The organism is Dyadobacter psychrotolerans, from assembly GCF_004349265.1.
GTDB lineage: Bacteria > Bacteroidota > Bacteroidia > Cytophagales > Spirosomataceae > Dyadobacter > Dyadobacter psychrotolerans.
This window is the reverse complement of sequence record NZ_SMFL01000001.1, coordinates 144,511-168,094: the sequence shown is the minus strand read 5'-3', so window position 1 is coordinate 168,094 and position 23,584 is coordinate 144,511. Positions and strand designations below refer to the sequence as shown.

Genomic DNA, 23,584 nt, shown 5'->3' with positions numbered 1-23,584 from the left:
CTCAACGGAAAACTTCATCAAATTGAAAATCAGTTCGTTTGCAGGAAAACCAGCTGAGCCCTGGATGCTGGCCAGCATTCCAGGGCTTGTTGCTGCATATTATACAGGAATTCCGGATGCTGAAAATCCGGAAGAAAGAGTTGTTTTCGGAACTTCCGGACACAGGGGAACTTCATTGAAAAACACCTTCAACGAATTGCATATTCTGGCTATTTGTCAGGCCATTTGCCTATTTCGGGCGGAGCAAAAAACGAATGGTCCTTTGTTTATGGGTATGGATACACATGCCTTGTCTGTCCCGGCGTTTTCTACGGCCATGGAAGTTTTGGCGGCAAACGGCGTGCAGGTTATGATTTCTCAGGACGATGAATTTACGCCAACACCTGCCGTTTCACATGCCATTCTCAGGTATAACAAATGGAGAACTTCTGGTTTTGCAGACGGAATCATTATTACCCCGTCGCACAATCCGCCTGGTGATGGCGGATTTAAATACAATCCCCCGTCCGGCGGACCAGCGCCCTACGAGACAACGACCTGGATAGAAAATAAGGCAAACGAAATACTGCGTGCCAAACTGAAAGGGATAAAAAGAATTCCGCTTGCCAAAGCACTGCATGCGTCTTCGACACACCAGTACGACTATCTGAACACCTACGTGAACGATCTGAATAATATCATCGACATGGCAGCTGTTGCCCATTCAGGATTAAAAATAGGCGTCGATGCGCTGAGTGGCTCCGGTATGCATTACTGGGAACCGATTGCCGAACGATACGGATTAAACGTGACTGTTTTTAACAAAACGCCTGATCCGACATTCGCTTTTATGCCTGTGGATTGGGACGGACAGATACGCATGGATCCGTCCTCTGAATACGCCATGCAAAACCTGATCGGGTTAAAAGACAAATTCGACATTTCCGTTGCCTGCGACACGGATTACGACCGGCATGGTATCGTGACCAGCAAAGCAGGTTTAATTCCCCCAAACCATTATCTGGCGGTGATGATCGACTATCTTTTTAGGCACAGACCGCAGTGGCCGGCAACTTCCATGGTGGGTAAAACGGTGGTAAGCAGCCAGATGATAGACCGCGTTTCGGCAAGGCTTGGCAGAAAAGTTTACGAAGTGCCGGTTGGTTTTAAATGGTATGCGGACGGGCTGCTGGATGGCTCACTCGGCTTTTGCGGTGAAGAAAGTGCAGGGGCGTCCTTTGCCCGGATGAACGGGGAAGTATGGACAACGGACAAAGATGGAATGATTGCCGCGCTGTTATCCGCGGAGATTATGGCCGTTACAAAACAGGATCCGGGGGAGCTATACGAAGAACTAAGTAGTACGCTCGGGACTTCTTTTTATAACCGGATTGAAGCCGTAGCAACGACTGCGCAAAAACAGTTACTGGGCAAGACCTCAGCAGACCAGTTTAAACAAAAGCAATTGGCAGGGGAGAACATTACTTCCATCATCACCAACGCGCCAGGCAACGGTGCCTCCATTGGCGGACTGAAAGTGAGTACCCAAAACGGCTGGTTTGCCGCACGCCCTTCCGGTACCGAGGAAATCTATAAAATCTACGCAGAAAGCTTTGAAAGTGAAACGCATTTGAAGCAGATCCTTGCGGAGGCGCAGAGGATGGTGGATGCTGTTTTAAAATAATTTTCTTTTTCCAAAGTCTTTTCTTGCCATTTTCTTAATATATCGCAGCAGATAAACCAGTGTTTGGTTTTGGAAGTTAGCGTCTTTTAGTATGGTCGATGTTTTCAGGATATTTGGTTTATATCTGTAATCAGTATCAACCCTCTACATTTGTAGGTGTACGTATTGTGTCGTTGTTAATCAGTACTTTCTATCACATAATTCATAAACTTGAATTTTTTTTCAACCTTATTAACGTGGCCTTCTTTGTAGGTATATTTATCATGCTGTTTTTGCCTTTCAAATGCATATGCTCTATTTGATCTCGGCTTGATATGAAGGTAATCGCCAAGATATTCGCCAAAAACCTGATTTTGCAGGGTGGGCTCATTGAAAAATGCCTTGGCTACTGAATAGTCTATCGGAGCCGTTAAGGTGGTTTCCAGGTCATGCCGGTATTGATGCGCTTTGATCACATACAAATCTTTTTCTTTGGTGATCCGGGTTTGAAAAACGCCTTTGTTCGTCTTCGTATCTACCGTTGCAGATTGCAGCACATCATTTTCGTAAATGCTTTTTACAATGTAGTATACCTTTACTTTAAAAAAAAGGAGGTTAACATTTATATCGCTGATCAGGGTATATTGCGTTTTACCGTCCTGCGCGTCCTCGCGTATGGCCAGCATTTTTCCTACGTTCGCTCCCGATAAAACCACATCATAATGCAGGGTATCCGGCCTGACCTGGCTCTTTGCAGCGGAAAGGGTAATGCAGAGTAGTAAAAAGATAAAGGTAACTTTCATTATTTATAAATTAATTTAGCAAGTCCAACGGAGAAAATTGTGCACAGGTTCGCTAGGGGCTTGTTGCCGTTTAGGTATCAGCGCCATGTTGAAATAGGAAAGTTTTAATCAGTGTTTTCGTCTTTTGAAGGGATTGAAAATGCAAAGTCTGAAAACCCATGCCGCTTGCAATTTCTGTCAAAAGCTTGCCGTCGTCCACGTAAAGTGCATGTTCTGGTAAGGTATGCGATATGTCACTGGCCAGTTTTAGCATCGCTGTGTCCGGCTTGTGCAGATGCACATAACAAGAAGAAATGTAGCCGTCAAAGAGCTCGTCCAGTTTGAAATGTTTGATCCTGTATGCATTGAGTTCCCTTCCTTCATTGCTTACGGCAAATACTTTCAGCTGGTGTTTTTGTTTGATCTCTTTAAAAAAATCAATACTTCCGGCAATGGCAACCGACTGGGTGAACATAAAGTCCGTGAAATCCTGTTTTGAAAACGTCCTTGGTTCATAAAAAATAACCCAGTCAAGATACTCGTCATGGGTGATTTTACCTGATTCATAAGTCACAAATACCAGTTTATGCCGTGCTTCAACCTCCTGTTTTTTGAGTCCGAATTTGGCTATCGCTTTGTATCTGGACTGGTGTTGCCAGCCATTGGAAATCAGCACGCCTCCAATGTCCAGAAACAATGCCTTAATTTCAGATGTTGGTGTTTTATCAAACATTTTCTGGTTTTTCAAGGGAATAATGGGAGCATTATACGATGGTTGCCGGATCCATTACATACTGTCCTTTTCTGGCAAGACTGTTACATTTGGCCTTGTAAAGCAATATGGTCTGGGCAGCTACGGTATTTTCGGCTTCGCCTTTCCAGCATTCCAGGGCAGGAAGTTGTATGGCTCTGGCAAAAGAGAATGTTACCGGCCACGGAAGTCTGGAGCCGTATTTCAGATTCATCTGATTCAATCTTTCCGTGGCTAATTCTCCTTCTTGTCCACCAGACAAAAAAGCAATTCCTGGTACCGCCGCAGGGACGGATCGTTTCAGGCATTCTATCGTTGCATCAGCTGTTTTCTCCACACTTTTCTGGTCCGTGCAGTCAAGTCCGGGCAAAACCATATTCGGTTTTAGTATCAACGCTTCCAGTAAAACCCGCTGTTTGTATAGTTGATAAAATAGGCTATTCAGTACCCTTTCGCTCACCTCGGAGGATTCATCCAGACTGTGGTTTCCTTCCATCAGCACTTCCGGCTCTACGATCGGGACCAGCCCGGCTTGCTGACATAAGGCGGCATATCTGGCAAGTGATTGCGTATTTGCTTCAATACATTGATTTGTCGGGATTTCCTCTCCAATGGAAAAGACGCCGCGCCATTTTGCAAAACGTAGACCTGAGCTCGCAAAATCGATAAGCCTGGCACGTAAACCATCGAGACCTTCGGTGATTTTTTCGCCCGGGAAATTGATCAGATCTACGGTTCCGGTATCTACTTTTATACCGGGAATGATGCCGGCCTTCTGTAGCACGTCCACGAACTGTTCACCTGTTGATGTAAGTTGGCGCACTGTTTCCTCGTATAATATTGCTCCGCTGATATATTCACTAAGTCCCGGTGCGGTCACAAGCAGCTCCCTGTAATCACGTCGCTTCTCGGGCGTTTGCGGAATGTCGTATATAGCAAATCGTTTGTTGCAGGTTGGTGAGCTTTCATCCATTGCCAACAATCCCTTTCCATCTGCCATTAGCGCGTGAGCTGTATTGATCAGGATACTTTCCATCGTATTATTCATATCGGCTTATAATTACTGATGAGATCATTTGAATTCTTTGATTAAATCTTAACTGTCATTACACTTAGCATAAAGGTCACATGATTTTTGCTGCTGGTTGTTACGAAAGTTTTTCTGAAAGTTGTATTTATCACAGGTTTATTTCAATTCTGATATTTTGAATCTCCGTAATTGCAGAAGGTGTTTTGACGTAACATTGATCATGGCAGGAAAAGATTACGTCCTTGTAAATCAGTGATTTTTACAACTTTTTTTCCTAGGTATGTAACAAATCGGGACGGGAAGCTGACGACTTTTACAATCATATAATTGATAAGAAAGGTAGCGAGGTATCGATATCAATACAGAAATTAATCTAAAAGCATGAAAGACCACAAAAAACGACTTAAAGCACTTTTTATAGAACTGGTTAAGCTTCAAAGACACGTTATTGCATCAGATCTGAAACTGCTGGTCATTGTGGAAGGGCGTGATGCGGCCGGAAAAGATGGCACTATTAAAAGGATAACCAAGCACCTTAGTCCCCGCGAAACCATTGTAGTGGCGCTGGGGAAACCGTCTGACGTTCAGTTGCGGGAGTGGTACTTTCAACGTTACACCAGTCATTTACCAATTTCTGGTCAATTTGTGCTCTTCAACAGAAGCTGGTATAACCGTGCAGGTGTTGAAAAAGTGATGGGCTTTTGCAGTGAAAAGGAGTATGAATTATTTTTTAATGAAGTCGAGTTGTTTGAGAGAATGCTTGCCGACTCCGGTTTTATTATCCTGAAATACTACCTGGACATCAGCAAGGAAGAGCAGGAGTCGCGGTTAGAGGATCGGAGAACGGATAAGTTAAAGCAATGGAAAATCAGTCCGATCGATCAGCAGGCAATCAAATATTGGCAGGATTATTCCGATGCCCGAAACAAGATGCTGGAGCGTACCAGTTTTTTAACGACGCCGTGGTTTGTGGTTTCTGCAGACCATAAGAAACACACGCGCAATGCCCTTATTACGCATCTGCTCAGTCAGATCGATTATGAGGATAAAGATCAGGAGCTGCTTTCTTTTGATGACGGTCTTGTTTATTCGGCCACCGCAGTGGATGCAAACGACAGGTTATTCTGACAAAAAAACAGTCGGTGCCTATCCTTACCCGTTTTTCGGCTCATGAAAATAGAATCACGATTTGATTCACGCCGCACCTTAATACACAACAGAAACAGAAATTCCAGATACTACTTTCATGGAAGAACAGGAAAAAAACAACAGAGGATTATACGGCTTTTTGCCATCCGATATAGAAGGCATACGAACGCTGGCCAGGCTGGCCCTGGACCTGCGATGGAGCTGGGACCATGCTGCTGATGACTTATGGCGGCAGCTGGATGCTGAACTTTGGGAACTTACGCAAAATCCCTGGATCATGCTGAAAACCGTTTCCCGGGAGCATCTTGAACAAAAATTGAGAGACAAAGCCTTTCAGACGAAAATGGACGAGCTTATCAGTCAGAAGCAGCTTTCCGAGACAACGCCATCGTGGTTTCAAAACGCACATCCGGAATCTCCGCTCAGCTGCATTGCCTATTTCAGTATGGAGTTTATGCTCAGCGAAGCGCTGCCTATTTATGTAGGAGGGTTGGGCAATGTGGCTGGTGACCAGTTAAAATCTGCAAGTGATCTGGGTCTTCCGGTGACAGCCGTAGGTCTTCTTTATCAGCAGGGCTATTTTCGCCAGCAGATTGATGAAAACGGTATGCAGCAGGCGTTGTTCCCTTTCAATGATCCTGGGCAACTGCCCGTGATTCCATTACGCCTGCCTAACGGTGAATGGCTAAGGCTGGAAGTAACATTGGCTGGCTTTACAGTGTGGCTCCGAACCTGGCAGGTGCAGGTAGGAGGGGTAAAGCTTTACCTACTCGATACCAATGATATGGTCAATTTGCCGGTTCACCGCAATATAACCAGTCAGGTATATGGGGGAGGTAATGAGCTGCGGATACAGCAGGAAATCATTCTGGGGATTGGCGGCTGGAAGTTATTAAAGGCACTGAACCTGAATCCGCAAGTTTGTCACATGAATGAAGGCCACGCCGCTTTTCTGATACTGCAACGAGCAAGGGATTTTATGAAAACAGCAGAAGTGTCCTTTGATGTGGCGCTGGCTGTAACGCGTGCGGGCAATTTGTTTACGACCCACACCGCAGTAGCTGCCGGTTTTGATCATTTCAGCCCTGCTTTAATGGAGAGGTTTTTGGGCCCTTATGCTTCGGAAGAATTACAGATTGAATTTAACCATTTAATGGCATTGGGCCGGCAGGATCCCAACAATAGCTCAGAAAGTTTTAATATGGCCTATCTGGCTATTCATGGAAGCGGGGCTGTCAACGGAGTAAGTCGTTTACATGGCCATGTGAGCAGAAATCTTTTCCAGAATCTTTTTCCGCGCTGGCCGCAGCATGAGGTGCCGGTGGGGCATGTTACCAACGGCGTACACATGCCTACCTGGGATTCCGAATCCGCTGATAGGGTTTGGACCAAGGCCTGTGGGAAAGACAGGTGGAGAGGGGAGTTACAGGAAATGCACGACGGTCTGGATACTATTTCCGATGAAATGCTTTGGCAGATGCGTACCACCTGCCGCACGGATCTTGTGAACAATACCCGGAAAAGACTTGAAAAACAAATGAGCGTAGCGGGAGAACCTGCTGAAAATCTGGCGATTGCTAAGGATGCTTTTGATCCTGAAACACTTACCCTTGGTTTTGCACGCCGCTTTGTGGCTTACAAACGTCCAAATCTTTTACTTCACGACGAGCAGCGGTTTATCCGCATACTCACCAACCCTGAACATCCCGTTCAGCTGGTCATTGCCGGGAAGGCACCTCCGTACGATGAAACCGGTAAGGGGCTGATACAGCAGTGGGTGCAGTTTGTCAGTAAGCATAAATTATATAAGCACGTAGTTTTCCTGAGCGACTACGATGTCCTGCTGGCAGAGCAGCTTGTGCAAGGAGCGGATGTATGGGTCAATACCCCCAGACGGCCTTGGGAAGCATCCGGCACAAGCGGAATGAAGGTACTGGTGAATGGTGGCCTGAACTTGTCGGAACTCGACGGATGGTGGGATGAGGCATATACCGATGAAGTGGGCTGGGCCATCGGCGACCGGGCTGAACACGGCGAGGATGCTGGCTGGGACGCTTCGGAAGCGAATAGTTTGTATGAACTTTTGGAGAATCAGATTGTCCCGGAATTTTATGCACGCAATGAGTCGGGCCTGCCAGTCCGCTGGATCGAAAGGGTACGGAAAAGTATGTCACAACTGACGCCGAGGTTTTCTGCGAACCGTACCGTAAGGGAATATACGGAGCAGTATTATTTGCCTGCGGCAGCCAATTTTTTGAACCGTGCCGCCGAAAATGGCGCGGCGGGTGTCAGGATGGTGACCGCAAAGGAAGATCTTGAAAGAAAGTGGCAGGGGATAAATGCAGGGATAGTGCAGATTCAAAATATTGCCAACAGTTATCAGTGCCGGGTGACGGTGCAGTTGAATGGAATAAGTGCCAGTGAAGTATCGATTGAAATGTATGCGGAAGAAAGCAACGGTCTGGAAGCGGAGATCATCAAAATGCTTCCGGAACCAAATGGTCAAGAGAATGATGGCACTGCATTCGCGGTACAATTTGATAGCACTAGAGCAAAGTCAGATTATACGGTAAGGATCATTCCGTCTTATGAAAATATTCAGGTGCCACTGGAAGATAAACTGATTTTCTGGCAGCATTGATACAGGCCTTTTGAATCACTTCGATTGGATAAAAATACTAGAATACCAATGCTAAAATGATAAAACCATTAACCAAAATGAATGATTATGGAAGCAGAAATAATTGATAATGACCTTGAAATCTTGTCGCCCGAAATGGTGCGCAAGATGAATGCATACTGGCGTGCAGCCAACTATCTGTCGGTAGGGCAGATTTATCTTTACGATAATCCTCTCCTAAAAGAGCCTTTGAAACTCGACCATGTAAAACCTTTGGTGGTGGGACATTGGGGCACCACACCCGGACAGAATTTTATTTATGTCCATCTGAACCGGATCATCAAAAAATATGATCTGGATATGTTCTATATCTCTGGCCCTGGTCACGGTGGTCCTGCTATTGTCGGGAACGTGTACCTGGAAGGCAGCTGGAGTGATATTTATCCAAATGTGACCCAGGATGAAGCAGGACTGAAAAAGCTGTTCAAACAATTTTCTTTTCCCGGAGGGATTTCCAGTCATGTTGCGCCCACAACGCCGGGATCCATTCATGAAGGCGGTGAACTGGGTTATTCGCTGAGTCACGCTTTTGGTGCCGCCTTTGATAATCCGGGTTTGATTGTGGCTTGTGTGGTGGGAGACGGGGAAGCAGAAACCGGACCACTGGCGACGGCATGGCATTCCAATAAATTCCTGAATCCGGTTACTGACGGAGCTGTTTTACCCATTTTACACTTGAATGGTTACAAGATCAGCAATCCAACTATTCTCGCTCGGATTGAACATGAGGAACTGGATCAATTTTACAGGGGCTGCGGCTGGACGCCGTATTTTGTAGAGGGAGATGACCCTGAAACCATGCATATCCTCATGGCTGAGGCTGTAGAAAAAGCAGTGGTTGAAATTCTCGAAATACAGAGCGGATCCAGCGGAACAACAGGCAGGCCCCGCTGGCCAATGATTATTCTAAGGTCGCCCAAAGGGTGGACTGGTCCCAAGGAAGTGGATGGCGTCCCTAATGAAGGCACTTTCAATTCACATCAGGTGCCAATTTTGGTGGATGCCGACCATCCGCAGCACGTTCAGCAACTTGAAAACTGGATGAGAAGTTATAAACCGGAGGAGTTGTTTGATGAAAACGGAGCACTGCTAGCCGAGCTGAAAGAGCTGGCACCTACTGGCGACCGCAGAATGGGGTCCAACCCCCATACCAACGGCGGCATGCTGTTGCATAACCTTCACATGCCCGACTTTCGTAACCATGCGGTGGATGTTGTGGTGCCTGGCGGGATCATGGGCCAGGATACGATGGTGCTTGGGAATTTTATCCGGGATATAACCAAAGCCAACCAAAGCGAGCATAATTTCCGGGTTTTTGGTCCGGATGAAACCATTTCCAACTTACTGGGAGCTGTTTTCGAAGTGACGAATCGCCAGTGGGAGGCCAGGCAGGAAACAAATGATCAGTTTCTCGCTCCAAGGGGAGAGGTACTGGATTCCATGCTTAGCGAACACCAATGCCAGGGCTGGCTGGAAGGCTATTTACTCACAGGTCGTCACGGTATTTTTAATAGCTATGAAGCCTTTATCAGGATCGTTGATTCCATGTTCAGCCAACATGCCAAATGGCTGAAAGTAACCTCAGAATTGCCCTGGAGGCGTGATATTGCCTCATTGAATTATCTGCTGGCTTCACATGTATGGCAGCAGGATCACAACGGGTTTACCCACCAGGATCCCGGATTTATGGACCATGTGATCAATAAAAAAGCCGACATCGTACGCGTTTATCTTCCGCCGGATGCCAATTGTCTTTTGTCAATCATGGATCACTGCCTGAGAAGCAGGCATTATGTAAACGTGGTCGTTGCCGGTAAACATGCCTTGCCTCAGTGGCTGGATATGCAGTCGGCTATCATTCACTGTACCGAGGGGATCGGGATCTGGCAGTGGGCGAGTAACGACCAGGATGGTAAGCCCGATGTAGTAATGGCCTGCGCCGGAGATACGCCTACACTGGAACTTTTGGCGGCGGTTTCCATACTTCGGGAACATTTGCCTGAGCTCAAAATCAGGGTCGTGAATGTGGTGGATCTGATGAAGCTGCAATCTGAATCAGAACATCCGCATGGCATGAGCGATCTGGATTATGACTCGATTTTTACCAAAAACAAACACATTATTTTCAACTTTCACGGGTATCCGTGGTTGATTCACAGACTGACCTATCGTCGTGCGAACCGGAATCTGCACGTGCGGGGATACAAGGAAGAAGGTACGATCACAACACCTTTCGATCTGCGTGTTCAAAATGAAATTGACCGTTTCAACCTGGTGATCGATGTGATAGACCGTTTGCCGGAACTGGGCAGCAAGGGCGCTTATCTGAAACAACAGCTCAAAGACAAGTTGATTGAGCATAAGATCTATGTCAATCAGCACGGAAAGGACATGCCGGAAATCCTGAATTGGAAATGGATTGCGGGTTAATTTTAGCTGATTAAAATGAAGGGTATTAGAAGGGCTTTGATTCGGGTTTTGCTAGTACCCTTTAATAAATTTTAGTTTTCGGTAAAAAATGTTTTCCAGATTTGCGATGCTCTCTCAATTTCTAGTCCAAATCATTTTTTTAGTTTAACATTCAACGCAGAGACACCTATAAATACCATCAGTTCTACGCGTTGTCAAAACTTTTGATAAGCCTAGACTTCCGACATCGATAACGGAAAAATTCAAGAAGCTACCCCGGACTAGAATATAGATCAGGTAAATAAACGGGTAGATGATCCATTTTGGGATCTGTTGTTAGAGAAATTTTGTCTTCGTAAAAATATCCGAAAATAATAATTAGTACAGGTATTACAGAATGTAGTAATTCATTCAGAATCATTGGCAAGCCGATTGGAGTCCAGATTTGGCGTAAAGCTAGTTGGAAAGACACCTGAAAGATCTACTCTCTGTTCTACCTAAACCACCCCTCTCAATATGTGATTTATGTAACATATTCCACCAAAGATATAACACTTAAAGCACCGTTGATTTTCATCTTTGCAGCCTGAGCAATGGCTTAGGCGCTTACGACAATTTCGAGCTTGTCCCATTGGCCAGGTTAATGCCGCCTTTAAATTAATACAACCATAAATTTCACTCCATGACAGAAACTACTTCTCCAAAATCCGGCAACGGTTCAATCTTTGGAAAGATCATTGCTGTAAGGGGAAGCGTGGTCGATGTTTGGTTTGAAACCGATATTCCGGCCATTTACAGCTTGCTGCACGCGGGAAAAAATAATGAGATATCTTTTGAGGTGATGACCCAGCTCGATAGCCATACGGTGCGCTGCATTGCGATGACTGCGACGCAGGGCCTGGCACGCGGAACGTTTGCCGAATACAAGGGATGCGAACTCACCGTACCGGTGGGTAAAAATATCCTTGGACGGATGTTCGATGTCTTTGGAAATACAATTGATAAACTAGAACCAATCCCGAAAGCAGAACGGCGCAGCATCCATCAGTCGCCGCCGCCTTTATCGGACAGGTCTACTAAATCTGAAATATTTGTGACTGGTATTAAAGCGATCGACGTTCTGTTACCCCTGGAAAGGGGTGGGAAATCTGGTCTCCTTGGGGGCGCCGGGGTCGGTAAAACCGTTTTGCTTACTGAATTGATACACAACATGGTGGGCCAGAATCAGGGCGTCAGTATTTTTTGCGGGATCGGCGAACGCTCCCGGGAGGGCCAGGAGCTTTACCATGAAATGAAAGACGCCGGTGTGCTGGATGATATGGTGATGGTGTTCGGACAAATGAATGAACCTCCCGGAGCCCGTTTTCGGGTGGGGCACGCTGCTTTAACGATGGCTGAATATTTTCGCGACGATGAGCAGCGGGACGTACTTTTACTGATCGACAATATTTTTCGTTTTATCCAGGCGGGTATGGAGGTTTCGGGCTTAATGGGCCAGATGCCCTCCCGGCTTGGTTACCAGCCTACGATGGGTACGGATCTGTCCAAGCTGGAAGAGCGGATCGCGCATACAAAAACTGGTGCCATTACGTCTATTCAGGCGGTGTACGTCCCTGCGGATGACATGACCGACCCTGCGGCTGTGCATACATTTGCTCACCTTTCGGCATCGATCGTGCTTTCGAGGAAGAAGGCCGGTGAAGGGCTGTATCCGGCCATTGATTTGCTGCAATCGAATTCTAAAATGGCTACTCCAGGTATTATCGGAGAAAGGCATTACCAGCTCGCGCAGCAAATCAGGGAGACACTCGCACAATACGAAGAATTGAAAGATATCATCGCGATGCTTGGAATGGAACAGTTGTCGCCAGCGGATAGAGCGCTCGTGAACCGTGCCCGCAAGCTTGAACGGTTTTTTACACAGCCATTTTTTTCTACCGAACAGTTTAGCGATCTGGAAGGAAAGGACGTAAGCCTCGAAGATGCCCTGAGCGGCTGTGAACGGATTTTGGCAGACGAATTCAAGGATTTGCCCGAAAGCTGTTTTTACATGATCGGTAAGGTAGAAGGGGCAATTGCTAAAAGCAAGGATAAGGGTTCCGATAAAGTAAAAACAGGTCAAAATGAAGAAGTAACAGCCTGATGGTCATGGATAACCAGTTGATGAGCTTGAAAATTCTTCTGCCATTCGGCGTGTTTTCCGACGTAAAGGAAGTAAGCAGGATGGTGATGCAAACCTCCGAAGGTTCGTTCGGGCTGCTGCCGCACAGGCTTGATTGCGTGGCGGCGTTGCAGCCAGGCATTTTTAGTTATGAAATAGCGTCCGGTGATACAATATACCTGGCGATTGATGAAGGAATTCTTGTAAAAGCAGGTAGCCTGGTTAAACTTTCTGTACGCAACGCCATCGCAGGATTAAGTCTTGGGAAGCTTCATGAAGCGGTTCAAAAGCAGTTTTTAGAGCTTACGGAAAGTGAAAGAAATGTGCGTTCGGTGATGGCCAAGATGGAAGTGGGATTGCTTTTAAGTCTGGGGAAATTTCAAAAGGAATCATAATGGAAACTGCCGATCAACATAATGAAAGTGAATTTAGTAGGAATGTTTTCGAAATGGAAAAGCGAAAGCTGAAAGCGTTACGCGAAAAGAAGTCGGGCGTTTGGGCTGGTCTGGGCATGTTTGGTATGGTCGGATGGTCGGTAACGGTACCCGCATTACTGGGTGCGGCTGCCGGGATCTGGCTGGATAGAAAATTCCCTCAGTTATTTTCATGGACGCTGACCTTGTTGATGGCGGGCTTGTTAACTGGTTGTGTGATCGGGGGCTACTGGGTCACAAAAGAAGATAGGGAAATGCATAAAAAGAATTGAAACTGATATGAGAGAAATAATAAACGAATATGTTGCCGCGGCGTTCCTGGTGGGATTAATATTGGGTGCCCTGTACTTTGGAGGGCTCTGGCTGACGGTCAGGCATACCATGGCCAGCCGTTATCCTGCTGCCGGTTTTCTTGTGAGCTATATTTTGCGTACCGCCGTAGTCCTTGCCGGATTTTATTATGTCGGGATCGGTGGCTGGCAGGGCCTTTTGATTTGTCTGGCTGGATTTATCCTGGCACGTTACCTGGTCATTTATGCGACGAAAAGGGAAGACAAAAATGAAAAAATGCAAACCAAATTAGATAAGGTATGAAGCTCAGTCCGGATGAAACGGTATTTTGGGAATATGGCTTTTTCCATCTCAACCTGACGATCGTCACGACCTGGGTGCTGATGTTTGTGTTGGTGGTGGGCTCCGCCCTGATCACACGAAATCTGAAATCCGGAATGAAGATCTCACGCTGGCAGTGTATACTGGAAATGGTGGTTACCGGCATCAATGGTCAGATCAAAGAAGTCGGGCTCGACAAACCAGAAAAGTACATCGCTTTTATTGGAACTTTGTTTCTGTTCATTGCCTTCGCCAATGTCTGCATTATTTTTCCCTGGTATGAACCGCCCACTGGTTCTCTTTCGACAACGGCTGCATTGGCGGTTTGTGTTTTTATGGCGGTTCCGTTTTATGGTGTCGGCGCAGATGGATTCGTTGGTTATTTGAAATCCTATATTGAGCCAACGGTCATCATGCTTCCCTTTAACCTGATCAGTGAAGCTTCACGCACACTTGCACTGGCCATACGTCTTTTTGGCAATATGATGAGCGGAGGTTTGGTGGTGGCCATTCTGATCTCAATCACACCGCTGATTTTTCCGATCATCATGAGCGCGCTCGGACTGCTGACCGGTATGGTCCAGGCTTATATTTTCAGCATACTGGCAACGGTTTACATCGCCGCTGCCGTCAAAAAAACAGATACAACCGAAAATTAAATAGTTATAAAAATGGATAGTGTTACAATTATTGCAATGGTCTCAATCATTATGGCGGGATTTACAACCAGTATAGGCTGTATGTTCCCCGCCCTCGGGGAGGGGAAGTCGGTTGCGACCGCCCTTACTTCTATTGCGCAGCAGCCCGATGCTGCCCCTGTCATTACCAGAACTTTGTTTGTGGGGCTGGCCATGATAGAATCTACGGCCATTTACTGTTTCGTGGTGTCCATGATCCTGATTTTTGCGAATCCTTTCTGGAACCACATTATCTTAAAATAACCGAATATGCAAATTGACTGGTTCACAGTAATTGCCCAGATTCTTAATTTCTTTATTCTGGTTTATCTCCTGAAACGCTTTCTGTACAAACCTATTCTGAGTGCGATAGACGATCGTGAGAAAAAAATCGTGGGTCAGATCCAGGATGCGGAAAAAAAGAAAAGCGATGCGAAAAAGGAAAAAGAACAGTTTGTCGAAAAGAATAAAACCTTTGACGAACAAAAAGAACAGCGTGTAAAAGAGTCTGTTGATGCAGTAAAGGCCGAGCGAAAAAAGCAGTTGGATCAGGTCGGGAAAGAGGCTGGGGTTGCGCGCGAAGAACATAAAAAGTCCCTGCTAAAAATGCAGGACGATATGGTCAAAACAATTGCAGAGAAGACCCAAAGGGAGGTTTTGCAAATTTCCCGGAAGGCGCTGGTGGATCTGGCGTCCGCCAATTTGGAAGAGCAGACGACGGCCGTTTTTCTGGATAAGTTGAAGGCCATGAAACCGGAAGAAATTCAGCGGCTTACGCAGGCCTTCAAGTCGGACTTTGATCATGTCCTCGTTTCTACCGCTTTTGAAATATCTTCGGAGTTACAGACTAAAATCCGAAGCGAGGTGGATAAGGTGCTTGCGGCTTCGGCGGTGTATGATTTTAAGGTTTTGCCGCAAATCATCAGCGGTGTTGAGCTTTCACTGAATGGCTATAAACTAGCCTGGACGGTCTCTGCCTATCTCGATGCATTGAAAGACGGGGTATCTGAAACATCAAAGCAAAGCGCTGAACCCGTTGTTGAAGAGAAATAATAACGCTGAGGGTTTCACTGCATTTTAGAGGTTCTTCCTTTGCAGTAAAATCCTTATCTATTCAATATTTAAATAAAATAATATGTTTTCAAGCCAGGCGGGTAAAGCGGTCGATGATGCTTTAGAGTTGCTTGAAAAGAGCAGGGAGAAGTATAACTTCACTTTATCAATCAAAGAAACGGGTATGATCACCAGCGTTTCGACCGGTATTGTAAAAGTAAGCGGACTTCCCGGTGTAGGATTTGAGGAATTACTGAAATTTCCAAATGGCCTTTTCGGAATTGCCTACAATCTGGACGCAGAAGAGATAGGCGTCATTTTACTTGGCGAAGACTCACTGCTGAATGTTGGAGATCAGGTCGAAAGGACCGGAAGGGTCACTGACATACCCGTTGGAGATGCCTTGATTGGAAGGGTGATTAATCCACTCGGAGAAGCTGTGGACGGAAAAGGGGAGATTGCTTTCAGCGATCGCATGCCCATAGAACGTCCTTCGCCAGCAATAATGGACCGGCGGGCAGTGAGTGTGCCTTTGCAAACGGGCATCAAAGTTATCGACGCCCTGATTCCGATTGGACGTGGGCAGCGCGAACTGATCCTGGGTGACCGGCAGACCGGGAAAACGGCTATTACCATAGACGCCATTTTGAACCAGCGGGATAAAAATGTAATCTGTATTTACTGTGCGATCGGTCAACGGGCATCGTCTGTGGCGAAAGTACGTGCAAACCTGGCCGAAAAAGGAGCCATGGACTATACCGTTATGGTTGTAACTGAAGGGAATAATGCACCCGGACTCAAATACATTTGTCCGTATGCCGCCACCTCCATTGCTGAATATTTTATGGAAAAGGGGCGGGATGTGCTGATCGTTTATGATGATCTGACCAACCATGCCAGAGCGTATCGCGAGTTATCTCTTTTACTCCGCAGGCCGCCCGGAAGGGAAGCTTTCCCGGGAGATATTTTCTATATTCATTCCAAACTTCTGGAACGCTCCACACGTCTTGATGAAAAATTGGGAGGCGGCTCGCTCACGGCACTACCGATCATTGAAACGGAGGCCCAGAATATTTCAGCCTATATTCCAACGAATCTGATCTCAATTACCGACGGACAAATATATCTTTCTCCAAAACTATTTGAACTGGGCATATTACCAGCCGTTGATGTGGGCAAATCGGTATCCCGTGTGGGTGGTGCGGCTCAGCTACGGACGTATCGGTCCATTGCCAATCTGAAACTTGAATATGCACAGTTTGAGGAGCTGGAAACTTTTTCGAGGTTTGGAACCCGGATGGATGATAACACCAAAAAGATCATTGAACATGGTAAACGCATCCGGATTTGTCTTAAACAACAAGAACTCAAACCGATGTCTGTACCCGAGCAGTTCATTGTGTTATTGACGCTGACTGCTGGTCTTTTGGATACAGTGCCTGAGGATAAAATGCAGGAAGCTCAAAATGCGCTGATTGAAAGCGTCAATAAAATTCCGGATGATACGCTGAAACGTTTGTTTTCAGAAGAAAAGCTATCGGATGAAGACCGTCAGGCGATTCTGGATGTCGCAGAAGATGCGATTAAGACTTTTCGACATCAACCTAACGAAACAAAAACAAAAGGCTAATGGATACACTGGAAAGTCTTCGAAGGAAAGCTGACGGCGCAGCGGATCTCAAATCTGTCGTCAGAACAATGAAAGCAATGGCCGCTTCCAATATAGGACAGTATGAAACGGCACTGAGTTCACTGAAAGATTACAGCGACAATGTAGTTTTAGGAATTGCAGCCTACCTTGGCAATAACAGACCAGACAGATCTTCAATTCCTGATTTTACACCAAAAAAGACTCCGACATCGATCATTGCCATCGTCTTTGGATCTGATCAGGGCCTAGTCGGTCAGTTCAATGATTCACTTACAGGTTTTGTTTCAAACAAGCTGGGCGAATTACCCGGAGAAAAAAAGGTATGGGCCATTGGCGAACGTGTCGGGCTGCTTTTATCAGATGCAGATTTTGAGCCGGAGAAGCTATTTTTGGTTCCTGGTTCGGTTCAATTGATCTCGCCGCTGGTAGGGGAGATTTTGATCGAAATTCATCAGCACTCCGCTGAATTTGAAAACCCCGAAGTTTACATTTTTCATAATCAGCCTAAATCCGATTATGGTTATACCCCCGTGGTTCAAAAGATATTGCCACTGGATGAAAATTGGCTCGACAGTTTTATAAAAACAAAATGGCCGTCAAATAACCTGCCGCAGGTCGTGGGCGATCCGAAGAGAACATTATCAGCACTCATTCGGGAGTATTTATTTATTTCGCTATTCAGAGCGTGTGCTGAATCACTGGCCAGCGAAAATGCAAGCCGGCTGCAAGCAATGCAACGTGCAGAAAAGAGTATTCAGGAACTGGTAACAGATCTGGGATTTAAGTTTAACCGCCTTAGGCAAAGCTCCATTGATGAAGAACTTTTTGATGTCGTATCCGGATTCGAAGCGTTGAAAGATTAGGAATAGGATTTGCGTTTTCTTATTTTATTAATCAGATGGTCTCTTCCAATCGCTGGAACTATTATTTTGCTAACATTTGCTCTGCCAAAAAATCCAGGTTATACGGTAGGCAGTTGATCAACCGTGTTTAATGGAATAGGAATTTTAGCTTCTGCTCTTTGACCTGGCACACAGGGTATTTTTTGTGGGCACACAGGTAGTACAATGTATTATTTTCATCAATATGAAATTAAAAAAAATTGTCCTCAAGACATTTTCTGGTGCGGTCGACGATGATATCCTGATTTTTGCAGGTTATGCGGCTTACACTTCCCTGCTCGCATTTTTTTCTTTTATTATTTTTATAATGGCCGCTGCCAGTTTGATCGGCAAAGCGGAGGCTTCGCAAATGCTTATCAACTCTGCTTTCAGCTATATACCGCCGAGGATCGTGGATACTGTTACTCCTGTGATCAACAATATATTAGCAAATCGCTCTTCCGGCCTGTTCACGCTGGGCGGGCTTGGAACGTTATGGATATCTTCTTCTGGTATTGAGGGGTTACGTATCGGCCTGAACCGCGTGTATGCAATTCAAGAAATGCGACCATTGTGGAAAAGACGCTTACAAAGCATTGTAGTTGTTATATGCAGTGCAATCACTTTTGTTGTTCTGGCTGTGATGGTTATTATCTGGCCTCTCCTTACGGATTTTATATCAAAATATATTTCCCTTTCGATGAATTGGTTTAAGTTGATAAACATCCTGCGCTTCCCTTTGGCATTTATTTTATTGGCGGTGATTTTTTCTATTATGTATCGGATACTTCCCAATCACAACAAAAACTGGCGAAAAGTGTCTGCGGGCGCCATCTTCGCCACGATCTTATGGCTGGCGCTTGCGCAGTTATTTTCAGTTTATCTCGGACATTTTGCAAATTTTGACCTGGCCTATGGCAGTATCGGCGGAGTAATTATTACACTGGTATTTTTTCAATATTCAGCTACCGTCGTACTTTTAGGGGCGGAGCTAAATGCTGTTCTTGAAGAATAAGTGCTTATCAGATTAAAGGAAAGTTGGTAAAAAGGATACTGAATTGATCGTTGTACACACTGATGCGCGCCTTCATTACGGTACATCTGACGATTCTATCCTACAAATCCATATTACCTTGTCAAGCAGTACCCAGCTCCAAAAAGAGCAAAACATGAACAAGTAATTTGTTTGACATTTTCATGTTTTGCTTACTATTCTTGTGAAATAAAACCGCCATAATAAGTGTGAAGGTTAGTCTCATAACCATCACTCAGGTAGGTATTTGCATCATATTCGGGGCTGTCTTTTATCTGCTTAACCGATGCGTTCACCATCACATCCGAAGTATCCCATTGTATATCTTTTATCCAATTTGGCGATATAAGTACCTTTTTTCCTGGAAACCAATTTCCTGTATCGACCACCATAAAAGCAAGTTTCCATGTGCCTTCATCAATTACAAAGTCTTCTACATCGCCAACTTCGCCATCGATGGCTTTTATGTTGTAACCAGTAACATGATCTGTACTGCGCAGATGCGGATTAATTGCTTCTTCGCTGTGAAGTTTTTCGTGAACTGCTGTTTCCAGAGGCAAAGAGGGTGACATCATCATTCCGGAAGTACCCATGCCACCAGCCCAAATTCCCCCACCCCAATAGCCTGTCCAGGGATAGTGCGCGTAAAGTTCTATTTCTTGTTGACGCGAGACAGGCTTTTCAGTATCAATCTCGGGGCTGTTTTTAATTTGTTCTTTTGTAAGGTTTACAAGAAAAACTTTATTTTCCCAATCAGATGTTAACACTGCCTGAGGGGAAATAAGCACTTTACGGCCGAAAAGCCAGCTGCCGGTTTCAATAATTAAGTAACGGATAGTCCAGGCGTTATCATCAAAGTAGAATTCCTTCACTTTTCCTATTTCACCGTCAATGGCGCCCATCGTAAATCCGACCAAACTCTTTATACTCCGTTTCATAATAGGTATTAATTTAAAACTTACTTCATTTTTTATTAACCAGACAGCGAAATATACTGTTGATACTTAGGTACAGGATTCCATATTTTCAATGGTCAGGCATTCGATAATTATGTTTTCAAAAAAATCCCCGGGCGTCTATGCCACACCCGGGGATAATATTTCCTTTCAATAGCTTCTGGCACGCCCAACAATTGTTTCAAGTGCACTTTTTAGCTTATCGCTTGCACCTTTTACAGCCATTGAACTGGTATCTGCATCGTTGCTTACTGCTATCGGCTGTTTCCCTTCCATCCTTGCCTCAATCTTGCATCGGACGTCGTTCAGGCCATCTTTGTTGCCATTTTGGTCCGAAATATGTACTTCCAAACGGGTAATGTGATCACTGAACCTGCTGAGATCATTGGTTAGGAATTCCACAAGCGGGGCGGCTTTTTCTTCGTTGCCTGTTATATTTTTATCGGTATTAAACTGAATAGTCATGGTTCTTAATTTGTTTAATGAGTTGATTTTTTTGAGTCTGGAAAATGAATTACCGAGGTCAGTATCTGAAAATAGCGGCAGCGCCTGATTCCAAGGACATTTTTTCAGGAGGTAGCACAAGTACCTTTCCACCAAATTTCTCAACAAGCTCTCCAATATCATCTAGCAGGTCATCTGTTTCAGGATCTGATAGCGGACCTGTTTCAATAAGTCCGTTAGCTGCATCCACGATTTTACCGGGGATAATCCTGTCCTTTTCGAGCAACAGCGTTTCCACTCTGCCCGATGTGGCAGCAGCCACAATATCCCCGATCAGATCGCTTCCTTTCTGATCTGCTATGGCTTGGGCCACCTTTTCAGACCAGTTTTTCAGCCTTTGATCATACTCTGGCTCCATCACTTCCCAGGCCATCGTTCTCAGTCTGTCAGCAGACAATGCATCCGGATTGAGGTCAATGCCTTCAGTGAGCAAAAATGGATTTTTGTTGACTTTTCTAAACAGGTTGCGATGTTCTGGCAGAGCGGCCAGAATTAGAGGAAGGCCAGAAGGCTTCGAAAATTTTTCATAAGCAGTTTCTGCCACAATCCTGAAAAATCGCTCGGAATCCTTATCCGTCTCATCCTTTTTAGCGCCATGCCCGTGGTGCATGTTGCCACTTTCGCCACCTACACCGCCGTATGATGCCACAGTTGTATGTTTTTCAGTAAGTTCACTTCCAAGGGCTTCTTCGATAGTCCTTGGAATATCCTCTCCCAGTTCTATTTCAGATACTGAAAATCTGTTGCCTTCGAAAAAACGCATTTCCGTTAACGTCAGGCCGAGAATCTGAAACCGGTCTTCGGTTTGCAGATACTGGCGCATGGGCTTCGTGTGGAAGCTTTCGGCAACCACCATTAGCTCGGCCACAGGTAGAGGCAGGCTCACGGTTTCGAAAATTTCTCCGGAGCTGAAAACCGCCAATCCATCCAGATTGTGGTTCCAGAAGTCCCGGTCGTCTTTCAGGTTTTCAAAGGGTGCCAGGTATGCTTTTATTTCGCTCTCAGCATATTTTTCTAACAAAGAGCTTTCCAGCTGTTTGAGTATATTCTGGTAGCGGATTGGATCTTGTATATTACCTGGATGCGTCCGATGTGTCGGCATGTATACCGATATGCAAGAACCTATATTGACGGAGGATAATTCCTGAATTAATTCTTTGGTAGGTAGTTTCATAACTTTTACAATTTTTAATAAGACATTTTCAGTAATATTATCCTGTAATAACCGGGCCAGTGCTTTTGTAAATTCCGGACAGCAGGACCTGTTAAGATTTAAATTTTCATGGACTGAAATTGTTGCGAATACCTCTGCCTGTCGATATTGAACAGACTGCCTGGAATTCTTTGCAGATGGGCCGATCAGATCATTGGGTAGAGACTAATCGTCCGTAATAGTCACGCAGGTTCTTCTCAGTCACTTCATTTACAGGTTCCGTCGGATCATAATCAGGGCTGTTTTTGAGTTCATCAACGGTCAGTTTAACAATTACATTCTCTGTGCTATGCTTTATCTGGCTGATTTCAGCCGGTGTAATGAGCACCTTTTTGTCTGATTTCCAGTCATCCATATCGACTACCAAAAATTTGATCTGCCAACTGGCATCCTCGATGATAAGATCTTCAAAAGTTCCAGTCTGGCCATCTTCGGCATGTATTTTGAAGTCGATAGTCTTCGCAGTACTTCTCAGATGTGAATCGCCCTTCCGCTCTGTCCCATTTTCAATCTGATCATTATCGATGGCTTGTTGAACTGAAACAGTCATGGGAGCCATCATACCTGAAGTCCCATATCCAATGCCACTACCGAACCAGTAATTGCTCCAGGGATAATGCTTAAACAACTGCTCTTCCTGTTGTCGGTACACGGGCATATCCGTATCAATATCGGGGCTGGTTTTTACTTGCTCTTTTGTGATATTGACATCAAAAGCACTATTTTCCGAATCGATGCCAGTAAGAGCCTCTGGCGATATAAGCACTTTTCTGCCGAAAAACCAGCTGCCTGTTTCGACAATGAGGTATCTGATGGTCCATGTCTGATCGTCAAAATAAAATTCTTTGACTTCTCCAATGTCTCCATCCGTAGTACGCATGGTGTAACCGATTAAACTGTTGAGGCTCCGTTTCATGGTTCAGTTTGTTTAGTTTTAAAATGTCTTTGATTCATTATTTTCGGGAAAAATCAGCCGTGGCAAAGGTCAGTTCTGGCCAGATTCACTGCTATCAGCGTTGATATGTCCCATTAACTAATTCAGGTTTTTTGTCTTTCGTTTTGCCATTCTCCGGTAGGACGCCCGCCATTTCCCCAATCACATTAACCAATTCGGATCCTGCCGGGATTACAATTTTTGTATTGGTTTTCAATGATGTTTCAAGAGCTTCGAGCTTTCTGAGCAGCTGTGCGTTACCAATAAAATACTTCTCAGCCGCTTCGTTGACCAGTTTAATTGCTTCCGCTTCACCTTCTGCGTGAAGTACTTTTGCGCGTTTGTAGCCTTCCGCTTCTTTTATTTTAGACCTTTTCACCCCGTCGGCCACCGTTTCCGCAGCTGTTGCATAATCTATTGCTGCGATTTTCTCATTTTCGGCTTTCACAACCTTATTCATGGTGTCCTGAACGTCCGTTGGAGGATCAATTTCCTTTAATTCTGTTCTGACGATGATAATCCCCCAGCTTTCTGTTTCATTTTTTAGCGTCCTGTGCAGTTCGTCGTTCATTTTACCTCGTTCACTATTGGCTGATCTAAGGGTAAGCGTGCCAATAATGTTTCTTAAAGTGGTTCTTGCTAGGTTCACAATTTGAAACGTGTAGTCATCCACATTGTAAAGACTGCTTTTGACGCCTTCTTCTGTGCCGATTACCTTGAAATACACCTGAGCATCTACCGTAGCATTAAGATTATCATTGGTAATGATCTCTTGGGGCTTTGCATCAATCATTTGTTCTGTTATGTTGATCAAATACATTCTATCAATGAAAGGTATGATCCAATGGAATCCTGGACCTGCGAATTTGTTGTATTTACCTAGTCTTTCTATAAGTCCACGGTGCGTTGGCCGTACGATTTTCGCCCCTGCAAAGAGCAGTGAGAGGATTAAAAATATGGATATGAAGATTGAAGTTTCCATTCGGTTTTGTTTTTGTTTATTTTGAGTTTTGCGGCGTATTAACTGCTTGT

At 45.2% G+C, this 23,584-nt stretch carries 22 protein-coding genes; 14 read left to right on the top strand and 8 right to left on the bottom strand.

Annotated elements, in window-relative coordinates; genetic code table 11:
• The first annotated feature begins 22 nt into the window (after positions 1–22).
• Positions 23–1,663 (top strand): phosphoglucomutase (alpha-D-glucose-1,6-bisphosphate-dependent), encoded by a 1,641-nt coding sequence (pgm, locus tag E0F88_RS00760; RefSeq protein ID WP_131955713.1) that lies wholly within the window; start codon positions 23–25, stop codon positions 1,661–1,663.
• A 176-nt stretch (positions 1,664–1,839) separates the two neighbouring features.
• Here the strand turns inward: pgm and E0F88_RS00755 are convergent, their stop codons facing one another.
• The 3 genes from E0F88_RS00755 to E0F88_RS00745 all read right to left on the bottom strand — a co-directional run bounded on the left by E0F88_RS00755 (position 1,840) and on the right by E0F88_RS00745 (position 4,223).
• Positions 1,840–2,445: a DUF6134 family protein gene (locus tag E0F88_RS00755; RefSeq protein WP_131955711.1), complete on the bottom strand. Its 606-nt coding sequence runs from the start codon at positions 2,443–2,445 to the stop codon at positions 1,840–1,842.
• A 70-nt stretch (positions 2,446–2,515) separates the two neighbouring features.
• A complete protein-coding gene (locus tag E0F88_RS00750) occupies positions 2,516–3,157 on the bottom strand; it encodes an HAD family hydrolase (protein WP_131955709.1) in 642 nt (213 codons plus the stop codon).
• A gap of 31 nt (positions 3,158–3,188) precedes the next feature.
• Positions 3,189–4,223 carry a class I fructose-bisphosphate aldolase gene (locus E0F88_RS00745; protein WP_131955707.1) on the bottom strand — a complete coding sequence of 345 codons (1,035 nt, stop codon included), beginning with the start codon at positions 4,221–4,223 and terminating at the stop codon, positions 3,189–3,191.
• A gap of 363 nt (positions 4,224–4,586) precedes the next feature.
• Here E0F88_RS00745 and ppk2 point away from each other — a divergent pair, with 363 nt between their 5' ends.
• The 13 genes from ppk2 (at position 4,587) to E0F88_RS00680 (ending at position 18,927) form a co-directional block, all read left to right on the top strand.
• A complete protein-coding gene (gene ppk2, locus E0F88_RS00740; protein ID WP_131955705.1) occupies positions 4,587–5,333 on the top strand; it encodes a polyphosphate kinase 2 in 747 nt (248 codons plus the stop codon).
• Between the two features lie 118 nt (positions 5,334–5,451).
• On the top strand, positions 5,452–7,995 hold the full coding sequence (gene glgP, locus E0F88_RS00735; RefSeq protein ID WP_131955703.1) for an alpha-glucan family phosphorylase: 2,544 nt from the start codon (positions 5,452–5,454) through the stop codon (positions 7,993–7,995).
• 87 nt (positions 7,996–8,082) lie between these two features.
• Positions 8,083–10,464: a phosphoketolase family protein gene (locus tag E0F88_RS00730; protein ID WP_131955701.1), complete on the top strand. Its 2,382-nt coding sequence runs from the start codon at positions 8,083–8,085 to the stop codon at positions 10,462–10,464.
• 661 nt (positions 10,465–11,125) lie between these two features.
• Positions 11,126–12,586: a F0F1 ATP synthase subunit beta gene (atpD, locus tag E0F88_RS00725; RefSeq protein ID WP_131955699.1), complete on the top strand. Its 1,461-nt coding sequence runs from the start codon at positions 11,126–11,128 to the stop codon at positions 12,584–12,586.
• A 5-nt stretch (positions 12,587–12,591) separates the two neighbouring features.
• A complete protein-coding gene (locus E0F88_RS00720; RefSeq protein WP_220466195.1) occupies positions 12,592–12,999 on the top strand; it encodes a F0F1 ATP synthase subunit epsilon in 408 nt (135 codons plus the stop codon).
• Positions 12,999–13,310, top strand: coding sequence for an AtpZ/AtpI family protein (locus E0F88_RS00715; RefSeq protein WP_131955697.1), 312 nt, complete (start codon positions 12,999–13,001; stop codon positions 13,308–13,310). Before E0F88_RS00720 ends, E0F88_RS00715 begins: the two co-directional genes overlap by 1 nt.
• 7 nt (positions 13,311–13,317) lie before the next feature.
• Positions 13,318–13,632 (top strand): ATP synthase subunit I, encoded by a 315-nt coding sequence (locus E0F88_RS00710; protein WP_229213633.1) that lies wholly within the window; start codon positions 13,318–13,320, stop codon positions 13,630–13,632.
• A complete protein-coding gene (locus E0F88_RS00705) occupies positions 13,629–14,309 on the top strand; it encodes a F0F1 ATP synthase subunit A (protein WP_131955695.1) in 681 nt (226 codons plus the stop codon). Before E0F88_RS00710 ends, E0F88_RS00705 begins: the two co-directional genes overlap by 4 nt.
• 12 nt (positions 14,310–14,321) lie before the next feature.
• Positions 14,322–14,591 carry a F0F1 ATP synthase subunit C gene (locus E0F88_RS00700; RefSeq protein ID WP_131955693.1) on the top strand — a complete coding sequence of 90 codons (270 nt, stop codon included), beginning with the start codon at positions 14,322–14,324 and terminating at the stop codon, positions 14,589–14,591.
• Between the two features lie 6 nt (positions 14,592–14,597).
• Entirely contained in the window at positions 14,598–15,380 is a 783-nt protein-coding gene (locus E0F88_RS00695) for a F0F1 ATP synthase subunit B family protein (RefSeq protein WP_131955691.1), read from the top strand.
• 82 nt (positions 15,381–15,462) lie between these two features.
• A complete protein-coding gene (locus E0F88_RS00690) occupies positions 15,463–17,010 on the top strand; it encodes an alternate F1F0 ATPase, F1 subunit alpha (protein ID WP_131955690.1) in 1,548 nt (515 codons plus the stop codon).
• A complete protein-coding gene (locus E0F88_RS00685) occupies positions 17,010–17,894 on the top strand; it encodes a F0F1 ATP synthase subunit gamma (protein WP_131955688.1) in 885 nt (294 codons plus the stop codon). Before E0F88_RS00690 ends, E0F88_RS00685 begins: the two co-directional genes overlap by 1 nt.
• 223 nt (positions 17,895–18,117) lie before the next feature.
• Positions 18,118–18,927 (top strand): YihY/virulence factor BrkB family protein, encoded by an 810-nt coding sequence (locus E0F88_RS00680; RefSeq protein WP_131955686.1) that lies wholly within the window; start codon positions 18,118–18,120, stop codon positions 18,925–18,927.
• 194 nt (positions 18,928–19,121) lie between these two features.
• Here the strand turns inward: E0F88_RS00680 and E0F88_RS00675 are convergent, their stop codons facing one another.
• The 5 genes from E0F88_RS00675 to E0F88_RS00655 all read right to left on the bottom strand — a co-directional run bounded on the left by E0F88_RS00675 (position 19,122) and on the right by E0F88_RS00655 (position 23,534).
• A complete protein-coding gene (locus tag E0F88_RS00675) occupies positions 19,122–19,883 on the bottom strand; it encodes a PRC-barrel domain containing protein (protein WP_131955684.1) in 762 nt (253 codons plus the stop codon).
• 168 nt (positions 19,884–20,051) lie between these two features.
• The gene (locus E0F88_RS00670) at positions 20,052–20,366 is read right to left on the bottom strand and encodes an HPF/RaiA family ribosome-associated protein (protein WP_131955682.1); all 315 of its coding nucleotides are present in this window, start codon (positions 20,364–20,366) and stop codon (positions 20,052–20,054) included.
• 58 nt (positions 20,367–20,424) lie between these two features.
• Positions 20,425–21,579 (bottom strand): baeRF3 domain-containing protein, encoded by a 1,155-nt coding sequence (locus E0F88_RS00665; protein WP_131955680.1) that lies wholly within the window; start codon positions 21,577–21,579, stop codon positions 20,425–20,427.
• Between the two features lie 190 nt (positions 21,580–21,769).
• Positions 21,770–22,534: a PRC-barrel domain-containing protein gene (locus E0F88_RS00660; protein WP_131955678.1), complete on the bottom strand. Its 765-nt coding sequence runs from the start codon at positions 22,532–22,534 to the stop codon at positions 21,770–21,772.
• 94 nt (positions 22,535–22,628) lie between these two features.
• Positions 22,629–23,534 carry an SPFH domain-containing protein gene (locus tag E0F88_RS00655; protein WP_131955676.1) on the bottom strand — a complete coding sequence of 302 codons (906 nt, stop codon included), beginning with the start codon at positions 23,532–23,534 and terminating at the stop codon, positions 22,629–22,631.
• Between the last annotated feature and the right edge of the window lie 50 nt (positions 23,535–23,584).